The 22,043-nt window shown below is 54.9% G+C and carries 23 protein-coding genes; 5 read left to right on the forward strand and 18 right to left on the reverse strand.

What is annotated here, in order from left to right; all coding sequences use genetic code 11:
- Window positions 1–180 precede the first annotated feature (180 nt).
- Together J0A66_RS19765 and serB are read right to left on the reverse strand one after the other, a co-directional pair.
- A complete protein-coding gene (locus J0A66_RS19765) occupies window positions 181–1,083 on the reverse strand; it encodes an alpha/beta fold hydrolase (RefSeq protein ID WP_206575590.1) in 903 nt (300 codons plus the stop codon).
- Window positions 1,080–2,153 carry a phosphoserine phosphatase SerB gene (gene serB / locus J0A66_RS19770; RefSeq protein WP_338143927.1) on the reverse strand — a complete coding sequence of 358 codons (1,074 nt, stop codon included), beginning with the start codon at window positions 2,151–2,153 and terminating at the stop codon, window positions 1,080–1,082. Before serB ends, J0A66_RS19765 begins: the two co-directional genes overlap by 4 nt.
- Before the next feature lie 309 nt (window positions 2,154–2,462).
- Between serB and J0A66_RS19775 the strand changes: the two genes are divergently transcribed.
- Both J0A66_RS19775 and J0A66_RS19780 read left to right on the forward strand, forming a co-directional pair.
- On the forward strand, window positions 2,463–3,671 hold the full coding sequence (locus J0A66_RS19775; protein WP_206575591.1) for a CaiB/BaiF CoA transferase family protein: 1,209 nt from the start codon (window positions 2,463–2,465) through the stop codon (window positions 3,669–3,671).
- A gap of 56 nt (window positions 3,672–3,727) precedes the next feature.
- The gene (locus J0A66_RS19780) at window positions 3,728–4,354 is read left to right on the forward strand and encodes an AhpA/YtjB family protein (protein ID WP_206575592.1); all 627 of its coding nucleotides are present in this window, start codon (window positions 3,728–3,730) and stop codon (window positions 4,352–4,354) included.
- On the opposite strand, the gene J0A66_RS19785 is transcribed toward J0A66_RS19780, so the two are convergent.
- The 10 genes from J0A66_RS19785 to rpoE form a co-directional block, all read right to left on the reverse strand.
- A complete protein-coding gene (locus J0A66_RS19785; RefSeq protein WP_338143929.1) occupies window positions 4,331–5,113 on the reverse strand; it encodes a TatD family hydrolase in 783 nt (260 codons plus the stop codon). The genes J0A66_RS19780 and J0A66_RS19785 overlap by 24 nt on opposite strands.
- A 73-nt stretch (window positions 5,114–5,186) precedes the next feature.
- Window positions 5,187–5,831: a pyridoxamine 5'-phosphate oxidase gene (pdxH, locus tag J0A66_RS19790; protein WP_206575593.1), complete on the reverse strand. Its 645-nt coding sequence runs from the start codon at window positions 5,829–5,831 to the stop codon at window positions 5,187–5,189.
- Window positions 5,832–5,915: 84 nt separating this feature from the next.
- Window positions 5,916–6,821 (reverse strand): GTPase Era, encoded by a 906-nt coding sequence (era, locus tag J0A66_RS19795; protein WP_241264335.1) that lies wholly within the window; start codon window positions 6,819–6,821, stop codon window positions 5,916–5,918.
- Window positions 6,811–7,485 (reverse strand): ribonuclease III, encoded by a 675-nt coding sequence (gene rnc / locus J0A66_RS19800; protein WP_206575594.1) that lies wholly within the window; start codon window positions 7,483–7,485, stop codon window positions 6,811–6,813. Before rnc ends, era begins: the two co-directional genes overlap by 11 nt.
- The gene (lepB, locus tag J0A66_RS19805; protein ID WP_206575595.1) at window positions 7,486–8,409 is read right to left on the reverse strand and encodes a signal peptidase I; all 924 of its coding nucleotides are present in this window, start codon (window positions 8,407–8,409) and stop codon (window positions 7,486–7,488) included.
- Window positions 8,410–10,206 carry a translation elongation factor 4 gene (gene lepA, locus J0A66_RS19810; RefSeq protein WP_206575596.1) on the reverse strand — a complete coding sequence of 599 codons (1,797 nt, stop codon included), beginning with the start codon at window positions 10,204–10,206 and terminating at the stop codon, window positions 8,410–8,412. It lies immediately after the preceding gene.
- A gap of 220 nt (window positions 10,207–10,426) precedes the next feature.
- Window positions 10,427–10,912, reverse strand: a complete 486-nt coding sequence (locus J0A66_RS19815) for a SoxR reducing system RseC family protein (protein WP_206575597.1) — start codon at window positions 10,910–10,912, stop codon at window positions 10,427–10,429.
- Window positions 10,909–11,886, reverse strand: a complete 978-nt coding sequence (locus J0A66_RS19820; RefSeq protein ID WP_241264336.1) for a MucB/RseB C-terminal domain-containing protein — start codon at window positions 11,884–11,886, stop codon at window positions 10,909–10,911. The genes J0A66_RS19815 and J0A66_RS19820 overlap by 4 nt, the downstream gene beginning before the upstream one ends.
- On the reverse strand, window positions 11,867–12,460 hold the full coding sequence (locus J0A66_RS19825) for a sigma-E factor negative regulatory protein (protein WP_206575598.1): 594 nt from the start codon (window positions 12,458–12,460) through the stop codon (window positions 11,867–11,869). Before J0A66_RS19825 ends, J0A66_RS19820 begins: the two co-directional genes overlap by 20 nt.
- A gap of 44 nt (window positions 12,461–12,504) precedes the next feature.
- Window positions 12,505–13,083, reverse strand: coding sequence for an RNA polymerase sigma factor RpoE (gene rpoE / locus J0A66_RS19830; protein WP_206575599.1), 579 nt, complete (start codon window positions 13,081–13,083; stop codon window positions 12,505–12,507).
- A gap of 263 nt (window positions 13,084–13,346) precedes the next feature.
- Between rpoE and nadB the strand changes: the two genes are divergently transcribed.
- Window positions 13,347–14,954 carry an L-aspartate oxidase gene (gene nadB, locus J0A66_RS19835; RefSeq protein WP_206575600.1) on the forward strand — a complete coding sequence of 536 codons (1,608 nt, stop codon included), beginning with the start codon at window positions 13,347–13,349 and terminating at the stop codon, window positions 14,952–14,954.
- A gap of 9 nt (window positions 14,955–14,963) precedes the next feature.
- On the opposite strand, the gene J0A66_RS19840 is transcribed toward nadB, so the two are convergent.
- From J0A66_RS19840 to J0A66_RS19850, 3 genes are read right to left on the reverse strand one after another with little or no spacing between them, the layout of a single operon-like run.
- The gene (locus tag J0A66_RS19840; RefSeq protein ID WP_206575601.1) at window positions 14,964–15,884 is read right to left on the reverse strand and encodes a MaoC family dehydratase; all 921 of its coding nucleotides are present in this window, start codon (window positions 15,882–15,884) and stop codon (window positions 14,964–14,966) included.
- Window positions 15,827–16,270: a protein YgfX gene (locus J0A66_RS19845; protein ID WP_206575602.1), complete on the reverse strand. Its 444-nt coding sequence runs from the start codon at window positions 16,268–16,270 to the stop codon at window positions 15,827–15,829. The genes J0A66_RS19840 and J0A66_RS19845 overlap by 58 nt, the downstream gene beginning before the upstream one ends.
- The gene (locus tag J0A66_RS19850) at window positions 16,257–16,508 is read right to left on the reverse strand and encodes an FAD assembly factor SdhE (protein WP_206575603.1); all 252 of its coding nucleotides are present in this window, start codon (window positions 16,506–16,508) and stop codon (window positions 16,257–16,259) included. The genes J0A66_RS19845 and J0A66_RS19850 overlap by 14 nt, the downstream gene beginning before the upstream one ends.
- A gap of 136 nt (window positions 16,509–16,644) precedes the next feature.
- Between J0A66_RS19850 and ygfZ the strand changes: the two genes are divergently transcribed.
- Both ygfZ and J0A66_RS19860 read left to right on the forward strand, forming a co-directional pair.
- Entirely contained in the window at window positions 16,645–17,607 is a 963-nt protein-coding gene (gene ygfZ, locus J0A66_RS19855; protein WP_206575604.1) for a tRNA-modifying protein YgfZ, read from the forward strand.
- A gap of 14 nt (window positions 17,608–17,621) precedes the next feature.
- Window positions 17,622–18,107 carry an FKBP-type peptidyl-prolyl cis-trans isomerase gene (locus tag J0A66_RS19860; RefSeq protein ID WP_206575605.1) on the forward strand — a complete coding sequence of 162 codons (486 nt, stop codon included), beginning with the start codon at window positions 17,622–17,624 and terminating at the stop codon, window positions 18,105–18,107.
- A 194-nt stretch (window positions 18,108–18,301) separates the two neighbouring features.
- Here J0A66_RS19860 and J0A66_RS19865 read toward each other — a convergent pair whose 3' ends face one another.
- The 3 genes from J0A66_RS19865 to prfB form a co-directional block, all read right to left on the reverse strand.
- A complete protein-coding gene (locus J0A66_RS19865) occupies window positions 18,302–19,054 on the reverse strand; it encodes a substrate-binding periplasmic protein (protein WP_206575606.1) in 753 nt (250 codons plus the stop codon).
- 162 nt (window positions 19,055–19,216) lie between these two features.
- A complete protein-coding gene (lysS, locus tag J0A66_RS19870) occupies window positions 19,217–20,758 on the reverse strand; it encodes a lysine--tRNA ligase (protein ID WP_206575607.1) in 1,542 nt (513 codons plus the stop codon).
- 22 nt (window positions 20,759–20,780) lie between these two features.
- Window positions 20,781–21,879, reverse strand: a protein-coding gene (gene prfB, locus J0A66_RS19875; RefSeq protein ID WP_206575608.1) for a peptide chain release factor 2 whose coding sequence is annotated in 2 segments (ribosomal slippage) — window positions 20,781–21,803 and window positions 21,805–21,879 — 1,098 coding nt in all. Because the reading frame shifts where the segments join, the coding sequence is not laid out codon by codon here.
- Window positions 21,880–22,043: the final 164 nt, after the last annotated feature.

Raw genomic sequence — 22,043 nt, forward strand, 5'->3', positions numbered from 1 at the left:
TCAGGAGAAGAGATGGACTTCTGCACGGCGGCTATTTTGAAGTCCATCGAATAACGTCTTTTTGTGGTGACTTTCATAAACACCTTACCTCTTGAATTAAGGTGTCTACTTTTTCAGGGGCGGATCAACATATCCTGACTTATCTTTTTGTTATATCAACATTTTTCTGAAAACCGCCCACTAGCTGCCACTCCCTTCTCTGAGCCACTGACTGACCCTGGGAAAGTGATCTTTCTCGCAGTCCGGATGGGTGAGGATGTTGATATGATCATAATCATGAAGACAGCCTGATTTGCGGCTGAGCAGCGAATGGGGATGGTCACTGACACCAAGCTCCTGCATAAAATCACGCATATCCCGATAATGCCCCAGGGCATAGTCCGCCAAGCCGGTAACAAACCAGGTCGGCGGCAACCCCAAACCCATCGCCGCCTTTTGGTAATCAAAGCCGTCATCAGGATCGTGCCAGTGACTGGAGCGTACCCAGAGGTTGGTATCCCGCAACATCTTGCGGGTTTCGTTGTCGGCGCCAATGCCCATTTGCCGCGCAGGCAGATAACCCTTGGCTCTTGCCACCAGAGGGGCCAGGTTGCGCCAGATCAGGTCCAGTTTCAACCATCGCTCCGGATTATGGACCCGGATGGTGCGCTTGGTACCAAAAAACACCTGCCGCTCAACCCTGTCTATCCAGTGGGGTTGACGAATCAGGCAGGCCATCAGCAATACCCCGCCCCAGGAATGAGCAACGGTGCAAAAGCGGCCACGGCGGGCAGCGACAAACGCCATGGCCCGGGGAATGTCTTCGCAAATAGATTCCAGTTGTCCGTGCAGGTGGCCTCTGGCAATCTTTGGTGTACTCAACCCGCGCCCACGCAGATCCAGCACATACACCTGCATGCCCTGGCGGGCCAGAAAACAGCCCAGCCCCCGGCCTTTGTGATTATAAAAAATGCGGCCGTTCTCAATCGAGCCATGCACCATTAGTACTGCCGGGCCGGCAGCATTCTCATTGTGACTGATATGACAAAGGTGCAACCTGTGTCCGTCACCCTCCAGGTAATGGGATTGATAGCTGAGCGTCATGGTTTTAGCAGGTAGAGGGCCTCATCCAGGCCGCCGAATCGAATGGCAGCGCCGGCCTGATCCAACACCACCGGCTTGGCTTTATAGGCGACACCCAATCCGGCCGCGTCCATCATTTTCAAATCATTGGCCCCATCCCCCATTGCCAGGGTCTGAGTCAGCGGAACAGAGAATCGCTCAGCCAGGGCTTTCAATGTGCTGGCCTTGACCTTGGCATCGACAATCTCGCCGCTGACCCGGCCGGTCAGTTTACCCTCTTGTACCTCAAGCAGGTTGGACACCGCCGCATCCAGCGACAAACGCTCTTTGAGGTAATCAGCAAAGAAGGTAAAGCCCCCCGAGGCGATGGCGACCTTCCAGCCATGGGACTTGAGAACACGGATCAGGCGCTCCAGGCCGGGCATCAGTGGCAGTGCGTCACGGACCTGCTGAATAATGGCCTGATCGGCTCCCTTCAGGCACGCCACCCGCCGGGTCAAGCTCTGGGCGAAGTCCAGCTTGCCCTGCATGGCCAGTTCGGTGACCTGGGAGACCTCATCTCCTACGCCGGCCAGGCGGGCGATCTCGTCGATACACTCCATTTCGATAACAGTGCTGTCCATATCCATCACCAGCAGACCGGGGCGGCTCAGTACCGGCCGCTCGCCCAACAGATTAAGCTCAAGTTGATGGCTCAATGCCATCCGGTGCAAGGTACCGTCCGGCAGTCCGTCCGGATGGAGCCGGACCTCAATCAGAACGGCCAGATCCTGCTCGTCGGGAACCGGCCTCCAGGCTTGGAGACGGACGAAACTAATCCAACTGGCGAGGGCCTGCTGAAGCGTATACAGCTTTTCAAGATTCAGGGATTGGGCACGCACCACCAGCTCCGCCAGGGACCAACTGGAATCAACGACCACGGCTGACGCCTCACCAATCTGACAAGCCAGGCCGCCCATCTGCCCGGCGGTCAGGTTGGTACAGAGCCGGTTCTGGCCGAGTTTTTCCAGCGCCAGTCCGGGAATACTGAACAACTGGTGGAAAAAATGACTGGAGAGCATCTGCTGGGGTGTTAATTGCAATTCTGTCACTGGAAGATCCTGAAATGGCCGTTCACAAGAGGATTGAGGATTCTACCCAAAACTGGGCCAATTGCGACACTAGAGCGCCAATGATTGGATTATGACCACCAGCGGAGGCTGAAATCTTTCCAGGCAATCCAGGCCTTGTCACGAGTTTAGTGGGCTAAATCCTGAAAAGGCTGGGGCAGTCTGGGAAGATTTCAGCCCCGCCTTGGCTGAGCGGATTTCAGGCCGGCTCTGGTGCTCATAATCCAATCATTCGGTGCCCTAAGCCCGAAGTCGTAGTAGCATTGCGGCAAAGCCAAACAGAGCAGTTTCATGCAGGACATCAACCGCACCGCCCTGGGCGGGATCAAAGTACTGGATTTGAGCCGGATCCTGGCAGGCCCCTGGGCCACCCAGATGCTGGCTGACTTCGGTGCCGACGTAATCAAGATTGAACATCCCCGCCAGGGCGATGACACCCGTGGCTGGGGTCCCCCCTTCCTGGGAGAAAAACAGACCGCCGCCTACTTTCATGCCGCCAACCGGGGCAAGCGTTCCCTGGCGCTGGATATCAGCAGCGAATCCGGCCAGCAGATAGTGCGTCAACTGGCTACCGGGGCGGATGTGCTGGTGGAAAACTTCAAGGTCGATGGACTGGCAAAATACGGTCTGGATTTCACCAGCCTCAAAGCACTGAATCCGAAGCTGATCTACTGCTCAATCACCGGCTTTGGCCAGAATGGACCCTATGCCCACCGGGCCGGGTATGACTTTATGATCCAGGCCATGGGCGGGCTGATGAGCATCACCGGGGAGGCCGACGGCAGCCCGGTGAAAGTCGGAGTCGCGCTGGCCGACGTGCTGACTGGCCTGTATGCCTGTAATGCCATCCAGGCAGCATTGTTGTACCGCCAGCAGTCAGGACGGGGACAGCATATCGACCTGAGCCTGCTGGATGTGCAGGTGGCGAGTCTGGCCAACCAGGCGATGAATTACCTGGCCACGGGTTTGAGTCCGCTTCGTCAGGGCAACAGTCATCCCAATATCGTGCCCTACCAGAGCTTTGCCACCGCCGATGGCTATATCATCCTGGCTATTGGCAATGACAGTCAGTTTGCCCGTTTCTGCAAACTGCTGGGGCGGGAAGAATGGTCTACAGACGACAGATTTACCACCAATCAGGCCAGGGTGCGGAACCGGGCCGAATTGGTCGGTTATATTCAACCGCTCCTTCTTCAGCAGGACAGCCAATACTGGCTGGACGCGCTGGAAGCCTCATCAATCCCCGGTGGTCCCATCAATGATCTTAAACAGGTGTTTTCCGATCCCCAGATACGATACCGGCAGATGCAAAGGCATTTTTCCCAGGGGGAGGGGTCGGTGCCGTTCGTGGCCAATCCCATCCGCTTCAGTGAAAGCTCCATTCAATACGGTGCGGCGCCCCCTAAACTGGGAGAGCATTCAGACAGTATTCTTCATGATGAACTGGGTTTATCCTGCCAGCAGTTGGATGAACTGCGCCGCAATGGCGTGCTCCGCTGAGCGGGAAGCCACTTACACGCTATGCAATCAGGTTGGGGTGTTTTATTGTATCGCCTATGAAAGACAAGCATCTGCTACTCAGGGAGCTGGAACTGCCCAGCACCTACAATATCTACAAGCGTCTGGCCAACCTGGTCCTGGCGCTGACGGCGGCCGTGCTGGCAATCAATCTCTGGCTGTTCAGTGACGGCCAGGATGAACAAATTCTCCATGCGCAGGCCAACCAGTTGGGCCAGACGCTGATTTCCCACAGCGCCAAGCTGACCGCCCAGTTGATGCAGGAAGACGACCTGAGTCTGGTCCAGCAGACTCTGACACAACTGGTAGAGGACAACCACGTGCTCAGCGCCACACTGCACAATGAAAAAGGCGAACTGCTGCTGCAGGTGGGCGACCGCACACCCCTGCTGGAACGCTTCCAGAGCCGTGCCAGGATCAAGCCGCTGGTTTACGTGCAGGAAGTGTTTCAGAACGAACAACTGGTCGCCTACATCCGCCTGACCATGGACAGGGATCAGGTCATGCGTCATTATCAGCAATACCGCCAAAGCCATTGGCAACAGAGTCAGTTGCTGATGTTTCTGGCGTTCTGCGTTGGCGTGCTGATTACCCGTGCGTTTTACAAGTTCCGCTACCGGAAGTTGTTCCAGGCCCGCCAGTCAACGGTTATTGAGGTCAAATAGGCCGATAGTATTTTGTCGGGTTTGCCTGGCAAGGGTTTGACGGTTTTCCTTTCTCAACGCCTCCAGTGCATCCAGCACTCTGGGAAGGTATTGAGGGCTGTTGCGCTGCCCTTGCCGCCCACAGAGGGGCATATCCGGCGCATCCGTCTCCAGCAGCAAGGCATCCAGGGGTAACTGACTGACCGCTTCACGGGTCTTGCCGGCTCTTTTATAAGAAATGGTCCCGCCAATCCCCAGCATGAACCCCCTTTCAATATAGGCTTGAGCCTGTTGCAGGCTGCCGGAAAAGGCATGAATCACGCCCCCCTGACTGAATCCGGTTCGCTTCAGGTAATACAGGATGCGATGATGGGACTTTCGATGATGGACGATGACCGGCAGTTGGTGGCGTCCGGCCAGTTGCAATTGGGCTTCAAACACCCGTTCCTGAAAGGCTGCATCCAGATCCAGGGCAAAATCCAATCCTATCTCGCCCACTGCGACTACCCTGCCCCGCTGTTCTTCCAACAGCTTGTCAAGCCGGGTCAGATGCTCGGGTTTAAATTCGTTAAGAAAGTAAGGATGCAAGCCAAGGGCGAAAGAGAGTCTGTCATGCCTATTCGCCAGCCCTATCAGTTCAGGCCATTGGCTGGCCGACACACCAGGAACGACAATATGCTCTACTCCGGCCTGGACTGCCGCCAGCAACACCTGGTCCCTGTCCGCATCGAAGGCAGAGAAATCCAGATGACAATGGCTGTCGATAATTCTGTTTGTCACTTGTCACTTGTCACTTGTCACTTGTCACTTGTCACTTGTCACTTGTCACTTGTCACTTGTCACTAGCGAAAGTTTAAGGCATCAGACGTTCGATCTGCCAGTCCTGGCCAGACTGGCGGCGATAGACAAAGCGGTCATGCAATCGGTGCTCGCCCCCCTGCCAGAACTCTATTTCATGTGGGATGACCCTGTATCCACCCCAGAAGTCCGGCAAGGGAATCTCTCCTTTGGCGAATTTTTCCCTGGCCTGGTGAAACTGGCTCATCAACATCTGCCGGGTGGAAATGGGTCGGCTCTGTTGCGAGGCCCAGGCAGCCAGTTGGCTTTCACGGGGACGGGTCAGGAAGTATTTGCTCACCTGAAGCTTGGACAGGGGCTCGACAGTACCACATACCTTCACCTGACGTTCAATCAGGTGCCAGGGAAAGTGCAGTGAAATTTTGCCATTGGTTTTGAGCTCCTGTGCCTTGCGGCTGCCCAGATTGGTATAGAAAACAAAACCCGCCTCCGACACATCCTTGAGCAAAACAATACGCTGGGACGGCTGCCCCTGAGGATCCACTGTCGCTACTGTCATCGCCGTCGGATCGGGGATGCCCACGGCGATAATATCTTTAAGCCAGGATTCGAACTGCAGAATGGGATCCGGGTTCAGGTCGTCCCGGTCCAATCCTCCGCGACTGTATTCACGGCGGATATCAGCGAGCTTTTCCAACATAGTTAACCCCTTTTTGAAGTGAGGGGATTGATACAGGGGTATGGGGGCAGAGGGCGGATGTCCTCACACCTTACTCCTCTCTCCTCACTTGTCCTCTCCGTAGCCAAGACTGCGCAGGGCCCGTTCATCGTCTGCCCAGCCTGACTTGACCTTGACCCACATTTCCAGAAAGACTTTGTTGTCGAACAGCCTCTCCATATCCTGCCTGGCTTCCTGGCCTATGGTCTTCAGACGCTGCCCCCCTTTGCCGATAACCATCGCCTTCTGGCTATCCCGCTCCACCAGGATCAGGCCATTGATCTGGTAGACACCGTTTTCGGTCAGCTTGAACTGTTCAATTTCCACTGTAATGGAATAGGGTAATTCATCTCCGGTAAAGCGCATCAGCTTTTCGCGGATAATCTCAGCGGCCATAAAGCGCGAGGAACGGTCAGTGACATAGTCTTCGGGAAAGAAAAACTCCGACTCTGGCAGGGCCTGCTGTACCAGCTCGCGCAGTTTTTCCACATTACTGCCCTGCTTTGCGGAAACCGGCATCACCTGCTTGAACTCATACTGCCCTGCCAGCCATTGCAGATGGGGCAACAAAGTTTCCCTGTCCTTAATCTGATCGATCTTGTTGACCAGCAACCAGCAATCCACCCCGCTGGCCTGTATTTTAGACAGCACCATCTGATCGTCTTCCGTCCAGCGGGTGCCTTCCACCACAAACAGTATCAGACCCACATCATTCAGTGAGCTGGAGGCTGCCCGGTTCATCAGGCGGTTGATAGCACGCTTTTCTTCCTTATGCAGTCCAGGGGTATCCACATACACAGCCTGATACTGTCCTTCGGTATCGATACCCAGAATCCGGTGCCGTGTTGTCTGGGGCTTTCGGGAAGTAATACTGACTTTCTGGCCAAGCAGTTTGTTCAGCAGAGTGGATTTGCCCACATTGGGTCTGCCGACGATGGCGACCATACCGCAATAAGTGTGTTCAGGTTGCATTGCTGAGCTTCTCCAGCAGTAATTTGGCGGCCTGTTGTTCGGCCCGTCGACGGCTGTTGCCCTTGGCTCTGACCGGTTCAGCCAGTTCCCCGATCCGACATTCTATAACGAAGGTCTGATCATGAGACTTGCCCTTGATTTCTATCACTTCATAGTCAGGCAGTGGCAGTTTTCTGCCCTGCATATATTCCTGCAATCTTGTCTTGTGATCCTTGGGATGCACATTGGGATCGAGGTTTGCGATGCGGCCTTCGTACCAACAGAGGATACGCTCTTCCACCTCTTCCAGTCCGGCTTCCAGATAGAGCGCACCGATGATGGCCTCCATGGCATCAGCCAGAATGGAATCGCGGCGGAAACCGCCACTTTTCAATTCGCCGGGCCCCAGCTTCAGAAGATCACCCAGTTCGAATTCACGGGCCAGCTCGGCCAGGGTGTCTCCTTTCACCAGACTCGCCCGCATGCGGGTCAGCTTGCCCTCTGGCTGTTCGGGAAAACGCAGGTAGAGGGCCTTGGCCACCACCATCCCCAGCACCGAATCGCCCAGAAACTCCAGCCTTTCATTGTGCTGCTTGGCTGCACTGCGGTGGGTCAGCGCCAGGGCCAGACTGGCCTCATCTTTAAACCGATATCCCAACGCCTTGCAGAGGCGACGATAATCCATCTAGTCGATACCGCCGATACGTTCGAAGCGTATGCCGGTAGGGATCCAGCCGGGTACCCAACTGCTGGGTGGCCGGTCAAATTCGAAACTGATCCAGATGGCCACGGCCTTACCAACCAGGTTGGCATCCGGCACAAACCCCCAGTAACGGCTGTCGCGGCTGTTGTCACGGTTATCTCCCAGGACAAAGTACTGCCCTTCTGGCACCAGAAACTCCCCAGCGGCAGTGCCAGGTTGTTGATAATAAAATTGTGGATGGGGCGGCACAGCAGGATTACGTAACACCTGGTGGCTCACCGCTCCCAGTTGTTCGGTAAAACGTTCAAGGGGCACCATATCCTGGAAAAACTCGCCACGCTGTTCGAATGTCAATTCCACTGGCTGCATATCCGGACATTTGGCCTGTTGGGTCACATCACAGGCAGGTTTGATAAATACCTGCTTGTTGTTGTACACCACTGTATCACCCGGCAGGCCCACGACCCGTTTGATGTAGTCGATATTGGGGTCTTCCGGATATTTAAATACCACGATATCGCCACGCTCCGGCTCTCCCAGTTCAACGAACTTGTTGCGCGCTACCGGGTCCTTGAGGCCATAGGAGAATTTTTCCACCAGAATGAAATCCCCCACCAACAGGGTGGGCATCATGGAGCCGGATGGGATCTGGAATGGCTCATACAAAAAGGAGCGCAACACCAGCACGAAGGCGATTACCGGAAAGATCTGCTGTGCCGTATCCACCAGATAAGGCACAGGGGCAATCTTCTGCAGGGTCTCATCATCCAGCTCAGCCTGGTTGCTGGCCTTAGCCATGGCCAGCTTTTCCTTGCGCTTGGGGGCCCACAGGAGGGCATCGGCCAGCCAGATCAACCCCGATGCCAGGGTGACTATGACCAGGAATATCGAGAAATAATTTGCCATTTACTTTCCTACTTTCAGTACAGCCAGGAAGGCATCCTGTGGCAGTTCCACATTGCCCACTTGCTTCATCCGTTTCTTCCCTTCTTTTTGCTTCTGCAGCAGCTTTTTCTTACGACTTACGTCACCACCATAGCATTTGGCGATAACGTTTTTACGTAACTGTTTGACCGTACTGCGGGCAATAATATGGTTGCCGATGGCCGCCTGGATAGCGATATCGAACATCTGCCTGGGGATCAGCTCGCGCAATTTTTCCACCAGTTCCCGCCCGCGGTACTGAGCATGATCTCTGTGGGTGATGACCGCCAGGGCATCCACCCGTTCCCCGTTAACCAGGATATCCAGCCTCACCATGTCTGCGCACTGGAAACGCTTGAAGTTATAGTCCAGTGAAGCAAAGCCGCGACTGGTGGATTTGAGCCGGTCGAAAAAGTCCATGACCACTTCGGCCATGGGCAACTGGTAAGTGATCGCCACCTGATTACCGTGATAAGTCATATGGGTCTGCACCCCCCGCTTTTCCACGCACAGGGTGATCACATTACCCAGGTAATCCTTGGGGACAAGGATATTGGCCTCGACTATGGGTTCGCGTATCTCTTCAATATCGTTTACCGGCGGCAGCTTGGAAGGGTTATCCACCTGCAGGGTTTCCCCCCGGGTGGTGGTCACTTCATAGACCACTGTGGGAGCGGTAGTGATCAGATCCAGATCGTATTCGCGTTCCAGTCGTTCCTGCACAATTTCCATGTGCAGCATGCCCAGGAAGCCGATACGGAAGCCAAAACCCAGCGCCGTAGAATTCTCGGGCTCAAAAAACAACGAGGCGTCATTAAGGCTCAATTTTGACAAGGCATCGCGAAAATCCTCATAGTCCTCGGAGCTGACCGGAAACATGCCTGCATAGACTTGCGGCTTAACCTTTTTGAAGCCAGGCAGGGCTTTATCGGCCGGCTGTTTTGACTGTGTAATGGTATCGCCAACCGGCGCGCCGTGGATTTCCTTGATTCCGGCGATCACAAAGCCCACCTCTCCGGTGCGCAATGTCCCCGTGTCGGTGGCCTTGGGTGTGAAGATACCAATCTTGTCCACCTGGTGAACCTGACCGTTGGACATGATCTTGATCTTGTCGCCAGCCTTCATTTCACCATTGATGACCCGTACCAATGAGACGACGCCCTGGTAATTGTCAAACCAGGAATCCACGATCAATGCCTGCAGGGGCCCGTCGGGATTCCCCTCCGGCGGCGGGATTTGCCTGACAATCACTTCCAATACTTCTTCGATGCCAACCCCGGTCTTGGCCGAACAGCGCACCGCTGTCATGGCGTCAAGACCGACTATGTCCTCGATTTCGGCAGCCACCCGATCGGGCTCGGCCTGGGGCAGGTCTATCTTATTCAGGATTGGCACCACTTCCAGATCCATATCGATGGCGGTGTAACAGTTGGCCAGGGTCTGGGCTTCCACACCCTGTCCGGCATCCACCACCAACAAGGCACCCTCACAGGCCGCCAGGGAGCGGGATACCTCATAGGAGAAATCCACATGTCCGGGTGTATCAATAAAATTCAACTGATAGGTTTCGCCGTCTTTGGCCTGGTACTGGAGTGTGACGCTCTGGGCCTTGATGGTAATGCCACGCTCCCGTTCCAGATCCATGGAATCCAGCACCTGGGCAGCCATTTCACGGTCGGTCAGCCCACCGCAGTGCTGGATGAGGCGATCGGAGAGGGTGGACTTGCCATGGTCAATGTGGGCAATAATGGAAAAATTGCGGATATGCTTGAGTTGCATGCTGTTGTCTGACATTCCTGCTTAAGGTCAATTGACTAGGGATTCCGTTTCTTGATAACGGCGTATGGGCGGCGATTTTACCGTTTTCCGCCAAGCATTGCGATCTTGTTCTCCAGCACGGGCTTAACTTTGCCACTGGTCCGGGTCGTTCTCAGCTAAAGAATCACAGCCATGCAGGGTTGGAGACCGATCACTAAGGCAGTGGAATGAAGGAGAATGTTCAGGAATCTGAGACTTGCCGGAAGGAAATGGCCTCACCCTGACCTGGCAGGATTTCCAGCAGTTTAGGTTGATACTGCATCTGGGAGTCGCTGCGCAGATGGCGACGAATATGCAAAAAGGTCAGGGCGGTGGCAACAAAAGCCAGCAGGACTGTCCAGAGTTCATGGGTAAACCCCAAACCGGGCAGCCACAACTGTCCCAGCAAGGCGCTGAGGATCAGCACCACCAGCGGCACCAGATAAACCAGCGCGGAAGCCCCGAGCAGGGCTTCTTCCGGGATACCCAACTTGACCTGCTGTCCGACCCTGGCAGGGCCTTCACAGCGGAAGATAAGCAGTTGGCTTTTAGGTGAGAGTGACCGGGCAACGGCACCCGTACCACACTGCTGGTTGGCCACGCAGCCGCCACAGGTGGTCTTGATGAGGGTTTCAACCCAGATGTGATCCTGGTCAACGGCTTTGATCGTGCCAAGCTCTTCGATCACTTGCCCACCTCAAGATACTCCACACTGTTGGCAATGGCACTGGCCGTTTGCGGCGGCAATTTACCGACCACGGTAATTTCGTGGTTACCTTTTTGAAGTGAAATCAAGGTATTAGCGCCGTACTTGAGCCAGCCATTTTCCGAGGAACCAGGATCGACAGACTGACGATAGACAGAAACATCCACCAGGCCGTCACTGAGCATCACATAATCCACGACCTGACCTGTCAGCGGCAGTCTGTGCATATCACGCCGGACTTCGGTCATTCCCACCGGCAGCCAACCGATCTGCAAAGATCGGGGATGTTCGCTGATATCCGGGACGCTGATCATTTCGGGGAGTTTACCCACTTCGATACGGGAAAAGTAGGCATCGGGCTGCTCTGTCACATGCAAAGAGGTGACCTGGGCCTGTTCCAGTGGTTCCCCTTCCATACTCATCATATCCATCTTCAGAATCAGGCCGGTTTCCTGATCGAGCCACAGATTAAAACCATAACGGCTCTTATCCTTGCTGACGATACGTAATTGCTGGGCGGGTCGTCCCGATATCCGGCTGCGACCCACCATAACCACTTCATAGCTACCACCAAGCAGTTGCGGCTTGCGCAGCAGTTCAACCGGCAGCGGGCCGTTAATCACTTCTGATTGCAATGAATAGGCGGGGACGTTGGGCTCAAAATAACTGACCTGATCACCTACCCGGACAATTTCCCGGCCAGGGCCGTTTTGCAGGCTCAGGTGCTCCATCTCCACCCCATCCAGCACAGCATGTCGCCAAAGATAAGGTTCGAAGTTACCGTTGGCCTGAAGCAGCACAAAAGAGATCTGATAATTCAGGGATTTGAGGGAACCGGCCATTTTTTGCAACCAGGCTTCGGCGCTGTCAGTTGACTGGGCCGAAGCGAGGCTGAAGGGTAAACAGAGCAACAGCCACAACCAGGAACGGGTAAGATTATTTCTGCTGCGGCTCAACTTCGGACTCTTGTAACTCTGATTCCTTGGCTTGCTGGGCCTTCAAACGCATTTGCCTCTGATGATCTGTCAGGTAGGCATTGATTCGGCGCTTCTGCTCGAGGGCATCGGCAGCCGGGGGCAGAGAACGTGTCTGCTCAAGGCTGACAGGAGAAAGACCACCGGCCTGCATGCCAGGAATCTGCAACGCCGGCGCAGAACTGAAAGGTTGCTCAGGCGTCGGCTGGTTCAGTTGCTGAACACCGATTATCATGGCAGCGGCCACAGACGCCGCAATGGCAAACTGGCCACCCTGGCGAACCAGAGGGATAACCTGCCCCACCACGGGAATATCACGCAAACGCTTCTTCGGTGCCAGTATGGCCGGCTCCTGCTCTATCGCAGCGGCTACCCTGGCGCTGATGTCGAAATTCAGGCTGGAGGGCAGTTCCTTACGCAAACCATCCCGGATAAGGTGATAGTTACGCCAGGTCTGTTGCAGCCCCTGATCTTGCCCTATGTCGCTGAAAAGACCATTGGCGGACTCTTCACCATCCATCAGAGCTGACAGGCTTTCTTTTTTCTGTTGCGTCATAAAAACAAATTCCTGATTAACGCGTCACTTGTCTTTTCCACCACTTATCTTTGCAGCAGTGGTTGAATTACTTTATCTATGGCTTCCCTGGCACGGAAGATTCGTGATCTTACCGTACCTACCGGGCAATCCATCACAGTCGCAATCTCTTCGTAACTCAGGCCTTCCAATTCCCGCAGGGTAATGGCCATACGTAAATCCTCAGGGAGCTTGTCGACCGTATCAAACAGCAACTTCTCCATCTGTTCCGACATCAGGGTGCGTTCAGGGGAACTGTTCTCCTTAAGCGCATCACTGCCATCGTAAAAATCTGCTTCCTCCGCGTCAACATCATTTGCAGGAGGTTTCCTGCCCTGCGCCACCAGATAATTTTTGGCGCTGTTAACCGCAATTCGATACAGCCAGGTATAAAAAGCACTGTCACCCCGGAAGCTGGGCAGGGCCCGATACGCCTTGATGAAAGTTTCCTGGGCCACGTCGGCCACGTCTCCGGAATTTTTCACGTATCTGGACACCAGATGGGCAACCTTGTGCTGGTACTTTATGACCAGCAGATTAAAGGCATTCTTGTCGCCCTGCTGTACCTTCTCAACCAATTGTTGATCTGTATATTGCTCGCTCATCCGAGCCACATCTCCCTTAGTACTGCTTTTCTGATGCTTTGGCTCTTGCAAGCACCTAGATAGACTTTGCCCTGCTGAAAAAGTTCGAAATTATTTTTCAGCAGGGGCCGGGTCCCAAGCATGGAATTAAAATTGATTATCTGCATCGGTAGATGCCGGTAGATTTCACGTCAATCAACAGCCGATCACAAAAAGCTCCCGATCCTGCTGTCCTTTAAGATAGTATCATGCCGAAATTCAACAGAATCTGAATAGTTTACCTCATGAGCCAAGCGGTTGAACATCAATGTGATCTCTTAGTCATCGGCAGCGGTGCCGCCGGACTCAGTCTGGCCCTGAAACTGGCCGAACACTGCAGGATTCTGGTGCTGAGTAAAAGCAATGTCAGCGAAGGCTCGACCCTCTATGCCCAGGGCGGTATCGCGGCCGTTTTCGACGAGGGTGATTCAATCGACTCCCATGTTGAAGACACCATGATAGCAGGAGCCGGCCTGTGTGACAGGGCTGCAGTGGAATATACCGCGTCCAACGCCAAGCAGTCCCTTGAATGGCTGATTCAGTTCGGCGTACCTTTCGACCAGGAAACCGACGCCCAGGGCGAAGCAAGGTATCACCTGACCCGCGAAGGGGGGCACAGCCACAGGCGTATACTGCATGCGGCCGATGCCACCGGTAGGGCGGTGCAAACCACACTTATCGACGCGGTCCTGCAGCATCCCAATATCCAACTGATGGAAAGATACAATGCGGTGGATCTCATTCGCAGTAAAAAGCAGCCAAAACGCATCCTCGGCGCCTACGTGTGGAACCGCGACGCCGAACATGTGGAAGTGATCCGCAGCCGCTTTGTCGCCCTGGCCACCGGCGGCGCCAGCAAGGTCTACCAGTACACCTCCAATCCTGACGTGTCCAGCGGTGACGGTATCGCCATGGCCTGGCGTGCCGGTTGCAGGGTGGCCAACATGGAATTCAACCAGTTCCACCCCACCTGCCTGTACCACCCCCTGGCCCGTAACTTCCTCATCACCGAAGCCTTACGCGGCGAAGGGGCCTATCTGACCCACGCGGACGGCACCCGCTTTATGCACAGATTCCACGAGCTGGCCGAACTGGCGCCCCGTGATGTAGTGGCGCGTGCCATCGACTTTGAAATGAAACGCCTCGGGGCGGATTGCATGTATCTGGACATCCGCCATAAGCCGGCAGACTTTGTGATCAAACATTTCCCCACCATACATCGCAAGTGCCGCTCGCTGGGTATCGATATCACCCGGGAACCCATTCCTGTGGTGCCGGCCGCCCATTACAGCTGCGGCGGCGTGATGACAGATTTCAATGCCAGGACGGATCTGGATAACCTGTACGCCATAGGCGAAGTCGCTTATACGGGGCTGCACGGGGCTAACCGCATGGCCAGCAACTCATTGCTGGAATGCGTCGTCTTTGCCCGGGCGGCAGCAGAGCATATCCAGTCGCGACTGGGGCAGTCAGACGAGGCGGAAGCCATCGCGCCCTGGGATGAAAGTCAGGTCAGCAATTCCGATGAGGAAGTCGTGATCCAGCATAACTGGCACGAACTGCGGCTTTTTATGTGGGATTATGTGGGGATAGTGCGCACCAACAAGCGCCTGGAACGGGCCATGCGCCGTATCGAAGTGCTCAAGCAGGAAATAGACGAGTACTATTCCAACTTCCGGGTCAGTAACAACCTGCTGGAATTGCGCAACCTGGTCACTGTCTCCGAGCTGATAGTACGCTGCGCCATGCAGCGCAAGGAAAGCCGCGGCCTGCACTATAACCTGGACTATCCGCAGATGCTGGATAAAGCCGAGCCCAGCATCTTAGAGCCAGCCCGATACCTGCGGCGCTGAAACCTCAACTCAATCCTGGGGATCCAGCGGGCCATAACGGCCACTCAGATGCAACAGGCTGCCATCCGCAGACCCCAGCGTGAATGCGCCTTGCCCTGCTTTTTCGGGCTGATGATGAAAACTGACCCTGGCGGGCAGGAACACCGGCTTTCTGAAACTGACCTGCAGACTAAACCTGTCCGGTAGGGAGGACGAAATTGCGCTGATACAACGGGCCTTGCTCCACATTCCGTGCACGATAGGTAACTTGAAGCCGAACAATCTGGCCGACCAGGGATACAGGTGGATTGGGTTGTAGTCACCGGAGACCCTGGCGTACTGGCGACCGAGATCGGCGGCCAGGGACCAGGTTTCACCTGTCGGCAGATCGGCAGGCTTGGCAGCCAGGCGCATGGACGAAGGCTCCCCCGCCCGCACCAGGCTGCGGCTGTCACCCTGCCAGATAATTTCCCCCGCTGAGCGCGCTTCGGTAAGCAGGGAAAACTGCCAGCCTAGCCGGTGTTTCTTCAATTCACCAAAGCGACAGACGATATCCAGAGATTCATCAGGAAGAATGGGCCGGAATTGATTGATACGGTTCTCCATATGCACCATTCCCATCACCTTAAAAGGGAAGTCTTTGTCAGACAACATCCCCAGTTGCAACGGCAACGCCAGACAATGGGGCCAGGCCGGATGGACCTGCAGTGCATTTCCCCATCCTGTCAGTTGATGATATTGCTGTAGTTTTTCAGACCCTGCCCTCACCCCTTCACAACGCATTACCACCTTGGGCAACACAGGTTTATCCTGCACATGTGAACCCTTTACGGCCGCCTTAAGCAGCATGGCAGGCATGGCGGGTAACGAACTGGGGGTAAACTCCCTGACATTCACTGATGTTGCTCCCTTGTGACCACCGGACGAAGACATCTTTGCAGTATACGACATAATCGTCTGAAATCGGCGTACTGAACCGAATCTCTGTAAATCCACACCCAGTTACGGCGGTTGGAAACATTGGACTCGAGCCGAATCCACAGCATCCAGGACGTGATGCGGCTAGCCGGATTGACCTGCATGGTTTCTTCCTGGGCATCCAGCCACTGCCATTGGCCCTCTTCGCTGATGCTGAATACGCGGCTGGGACTTGCCTTGGCAGCGATTCGTACAGCCATCCACAGCAACACCATACTCAGCACGATCTGGATCCAAACCTGCCCCGGCAGGGACTGTGGCTGCCAAAGCCACAGGGACGCAAGCAGCAAGGAGAAAGTGCCGCCAATTAAGCGTTGGCGGTACTTCGAGGGTTGTGTCTCGATCCTATACTTTGACACGATTGACGATGCGCTCCACCATGGAGGACAGCAAGGCATCCTCACAGCGTTGGTGGCCCATGACCCAGGCGTACAAATCCGGATCATCACAGGTCAGCAACCGTTCGAAGGTTTCCTTGTCCTGATCATCCAAATCGCCGAATGCCTGCTCAAAAAACGGCTGAAACAGCACATCCAGTTCCAGCATGCCACGACGGCAGGCCCACTTGACACGATTGACTCTCTGCGTGGTAAACATCCGTTCCCCTTACAACTTTCCGGACAGGTTGGAAATTATCTGCGTTATCATAGCGCAAACCCACAACGGGATCTTGGATCCCGCCGCATTATCCCCATTAAGGCCCTATCCTCAATCAGATTTGGACAGGCAGAAGATGGAAAATCCGGCAACTGACACACAACAAGGGGTACCGCAGGAGTTTATTGCTCCCCTGCCCCATCTGGGTTTAATCAGTGTCAGCGGAGAAGACCGACAGAAATATCTGCAAAGCCAGTTAACCAATGACCTCAGCCAGATTTCACCGCACCGGGTCCAGCCAGCCTGTCATTGTGATGCCAAAGGCAAAGTCTGGAACCTTTATCAGACGCTGGCCCGGGAAGATCATATTCTGCTGCTGGGACACCTGGGGGGAATGGCCCGATCACTAGCAGAGCTGAAGAAATATGGCGTCTTTTCCCGGATCCAGATTGAAGATCAGACAAACCAATGGATACCGATCGGCGGCCAAGGGCCAACCCTGGCTGCGTGGCTGGAAACTCACCTCGGCGCACTGCCCGACATGCACCTGGGCTGGGCCGGCGGCCCTGGGGGCCTGGTGATACGCTTGGATCAGCCCCAGCCCCGCTATCTGGCATTGCTCACTCCTGAGCTGGCCGAGACCCTACTAAAAGATCTTAAGGCGCTGGAAGCCACTGCTGCTGTATGGCAGGTGCTGGATATCCGCGCCGGTTATGCCCATATAGAGACCCCTACCAGCAACGAATTTATCCCGCAGATGCTCAACATGCAGGCTCTGGGTGCAATCAGTTTTACCAAGGGCTGCTATATGGGTCAGGAAGTGGTGGCCCGCACCAAGTATCTGGGTAGAAACAAACGAGCCAGCTTTATCCTGCACGGCGATGAAGCCACAGAACTCGCCGCAGGCGACACTCTGGAGATACAATTGGGCGAAAACTGGCGTCGGGGAGGCACTGTGTTAAGCTGTGCCACTTTGGCCGGACAGACTTGGCTGTTGGCGGTGCTGGCCAATGATACGCAAGCCGGCGATATACTGAGAAGTAAAGACAAGCCTGAGTGCCGTTTCCGGGTCCTGCCGCTTCCCTATGAAATCAACTAACAGAGCGAATGCCGATGAATATATCCCCGAACAAGGTTGTCACCATGAATTACACCGTCAGCACGGCTGAGGGGGTACAAATAGATGCCTCCAAGAAAGGGAAACCCATGAGCTTTATCCATGGCCACAACTTCCTGATTCAGGGGCTGGAGGATGCCCTGGTGGGCAAGGCTGCCGGTGACAGTTTTGAGGTGGAGGTGGAGCCCGCCAAAGCTTATGGGGAACGTCACGATGAGCTGGTGCAATTGGTCCCCAAATCCATGTTTGAAGGCATGGATGTGGAAGTGGGTATGCAGTTTCGCGCCACTACCGATGATGGTGAACAATCCGTCATGGTCATCGATGTGACAGACAACGAAGTGGTGGTGGACGGTAATCATCCCCTGTCAGGCGTAACGCTTAACTTCGAGGTGGAAATTCTGGACGTGCGTGACGCGACCGAACAGGAATTGGAACACGGCCATGTGCACGGCCCGGACGGCTGCGGCCATTCCCACTGAGAAAAAAGGGAGCCTGGCTCCCTTTTTTATACCGTTAAGGTTTAGCTTTGGGATTGCGCTGGTCACTGATTGAAGCATTATTGCTCGCGCCAAGAGATAAGAGTCAAAAGGAAGATGACCCTCTCTGCGGCTTTGCGTGGCTGGCGCGAACCTTCGGACACAGGCATCTGCATCTCCTAGTCGGGCCGGACCTGCTATTTCCAGTCGCTCATACCGTATTTGGCCAGAATAGCATCCAGCTCGCCGGACTCCCTCAAGGCCCGGGTGCCTTTATCCACAAGCGCCACATAGTCTTTGGAACTGGCCTTGGCCGGGCTGCAGGCGATGTACATCTCAGAAGGCTCGTTCATGGTACCGGCCATGCCGATTCCGCTGACTCCCATATCCTTGAGTTTGGCCTGCATCACGCTGGGTGATTCGATTACCACATCCACCCTGCCCGCTTCGAGCTTCTTGATGTTCTTTTCCAGAGCATCGTTGCCCCCCAGCCCCTGGAAGACACCAGGGTTGGCCTCAATCAGGGCATCCAGTTCATCCCCGTAGGCATAACCGTTGATGACCGCCACCTTCTGGGTCAACAGGGAATCCAGACCATCGAACGACCAGTTGTGCCCGCTGCGGGTGAAAAAGGCCGTGTCGTCATAGCCCCAGAACTCATCGGGAAAGACGAAATCCGGTGCGTCTTCCTTGTAGGCTCCCACCACGCAATCGAAGTCGCCTTTACGCACCGAATCCAATGCCCGCTCCCAGGGCATCAGTTTGTAATCAACCGTATGGCCGGCGGCACCGAAGACCTTCTCCGCCAGTTCAATCATAAAGCCGGGCTTGGCCGCGCCCGGTTCGCCGTTAATGGGATACCATTCATCGGCACGAATGCTAATGGTATCGGCAAACACTGACTGGCCGGTCAGCATCAGGGAAGCACAAAGGATAGATAGCTTTTTCATGGTTACACCTGTTGTTCATCACAAGGAAGGGCTGTGCCGGACACCCGAAAATAGTAACCGGCACTTATTGAACATAGGCAGAAATGGTTGTTTTTCAAAGTATTGCGGTAAAAACAATTAAGCCGCCCGAAGGCGGCTGTCGCTGGCAATAACAGGCGAGGATTATTCGCCGCTTTGCGGACGCATATGAGGGAAGAGGATCACATCCTTGATGGTCGGACTGTCGGTGAACAGCATCACCAGGCGGTCGATACCTATACCTTCGCCTGCGGTGGGCGGCAAACCGTATTCCAGTGCACGGATGTAATCATCGTCAAAATGCATGGCTTCATCGTCACCGGCCTCTTTTTCTTCCACCTGCTTGCGGAAACGGGCAGCCTGATCCTCGGCATCGTTGAGCTCAGAGAAACCATTGGCCAGTTCACGGCCGCCGACAAAGAACTCAAACCTATCGGTGATAAAGGGATTATCATCGTTGCGACGGGCAAGCGGCGAGACCTCCCAGGGATATTCGGTGATAAAGGTCGGCTGATCCAGTTGCTCCTCGGCCGTGGCCTCGAAGATTTCGCACAGGTACTTACCGGCGCCCCAGACGCCGTCGACATCCGGCTCTTTGATATGCAGTTTCTTGGCCATGGCCTTGAGCCTATCCAGATGATTTTCCGGATCACGGATGGCCACTTCGTCGGCTTCAGGCCAGTACTTAAGAATGGCCTCACTCATACTCAGGCGGGCAAACGGCTGGGCAAAGTCATACTGTTTCTCTTTGAGCACATTGCCGTCATTGTCCCTGACCGTGCTGGTCACTACTGTAGTGCCCAGTACGTCCTGAGCCAGGAAGCGCAGCATTTCTTCGGTCAGATCCATCAGATCATGGTAATCCGCATAGGCCTGGTAAAACTCCAGCATGGTGAACTCTGGATTGTGCCGGGTCGACAAACCTTCGTTGCGGAAGTTGCGGTTAATTTCAAACACCCGCTCAAAACCACCCACCACCAGACGCTTGAGGTACAGCTCAGGGGCAATACGCAGGTACATTTCAATATCCAGTGCATTGTGGTGAGTGACAAATGGCTTGGCCGATGCGCCACCGGGAATGACCTGCAACATGGGGGTCTCGACCTCCATAAAGTCACGCTCAGTGAGAAACTTACGGATACCATTGACGATTCTACTGCGTACCCGGAAGGTTTCACGGGTCTGCTGGCTCATGATCAGATCCACGTAGCGCTGGCGATATTTGGTTTCCTGATCGGCCAGGCCATGGAATTTTTCCGGCAGCGGACGCAGTGACTTGGTCAGCAGTTGGAACTCTGCCATGTCCACATACAAATCCCCCTTGCCGGATTTATGCAACGCGCCGCTGACGCCTATGATATCGCCGATATCCAGGCTGCCATAACGTTCCTTAATGACCTGCTGAGCCTCCTTGCTGGCATAGGCCTGTATTCTGCCTTTCATATCCTGCAGCAACAGAAAAGGCCCGCGTTTGGCCAGGATGCGGCCCGCTACGCTCACCGGCTTGGCCAGTGACGCCAACTGCTCCTTGTCGAATTCGCCGAACTCGCTCTGCAGGTCCTGGCTGTAATGCTCACGACGAAAATCATTGGGATGGGCGTTGGCCTTGCATTTACCGCGGATGTCCGTCAGTTTTGCGCGGCGCTCGGCAATCAACTTGTTTTCGTCTTGTTGGATATCGGTCATAGTGCGTTTCCTACCGGCCTGCTTACAGGCCTGATTTCAGGCTGGCTTGAATAAACTTGTCCAGTCCGCCGTCAAGGACGGCCTGGGTATTGCGGGTTTCCACCCCGGTACGCAGATCCTTGATGCGTGCATCGTCCAGTACATAGGAGCGGATCTGACTGCCCCAGCCTATATCGGACTTACCCTCTTCCAGGGCCTGTTTCTGCTCGTTCTGCTTCATCAGTTCCATTTCATACAGCTTGGCCTTGAGCTGCTTGAAGGCCTGATCCTTGTTCTTGTGCTGGGATCTGTCGTTCTGACACTGCACGACGATGCCGCTGGGAATGTGGGTGATACGCACCGCAGAGTCCGTCCGGTTGACGTGCTGACCACCGGCGCCGGACGCCCGGTAGGTGTCAATGCGCAAATCGGCAGGGTTGATATCGATCTCGATATCATCGTCGATTTCCGGATAGGCAAAGGCCGAGGCAAAGGAGGTATGACGGCGGTTACCCGAATCAAAGGGAGACTTACGTACTAAGCGGTGGACCCCGGTTTCGGTGCGCAGCCAGCCGAAGGCATATTCGCCTTCGAAACGGATGGTGGCACTTTTAATACCGGCCACTTCTCCTTCGGAGACTTCAATCAGTTCTGTTTTGAAACCGTGTTCCTCGCCCCAACGCAGGTACATACGCAGCATCATATTGGCCCAGTCCTGAGCCTCGGTACCGCCGGAACCGGACTGGATATCCAGGTAACAGTCGTTGGCATCGTTGGGGCCTGAGAACATGCGACGGAATTCCAGATCTTCCAGTTGGTTGAGCAGGGTTTGCAGCTCAGCTTCTGCTTCGTCGAAGGTTTCCTGATCCTCGGCTTCAATAGCCAGTTCCAGCAACCCCTCCACGTCTTCGGTGCCTTTTTCCAGGCCGACGATGGTGTCCACCACTTTTTCCAGGGCAGCCTTTTCCTTACCCAGAGCCTGAGCGCGCTCTGGCTCGTTCCAGACATCAGGGCTTTCCAGCTCGCGGCTGACTTCCTCTAGGCGTTCGCGCTTCTGATCGAAGTCAAAGATACCCCCTGAGCGCGTCGGTGCGCTCCCGGATATCCGCTATAGCGTTTTTTACCGGATTGATTTCAAACATAAATCTGAATTAGCTCGACAAATTCAAAGGAGGCGGATTTTAGCGGATTTCCCGCTTGAATGACAGGCCGAAGGCGGCTTTGGCTACAGACTCTTTGGTTCTGAATTATGGGCTTATTGTGAGCTTTACTGCCCAGCCTGTTTCGCACAGGCAGCAAAGCGGTT

The organism is Bowmanella dokdonensis, from assembly GCF_017254865.1.
Classification (GTDB): Bacteria; Pseudomonadota; Gammaproteobacteria; order Enterobacterales; family Alteromonadaceae; genus Bowmanella; species Bowmanella dokdonensis.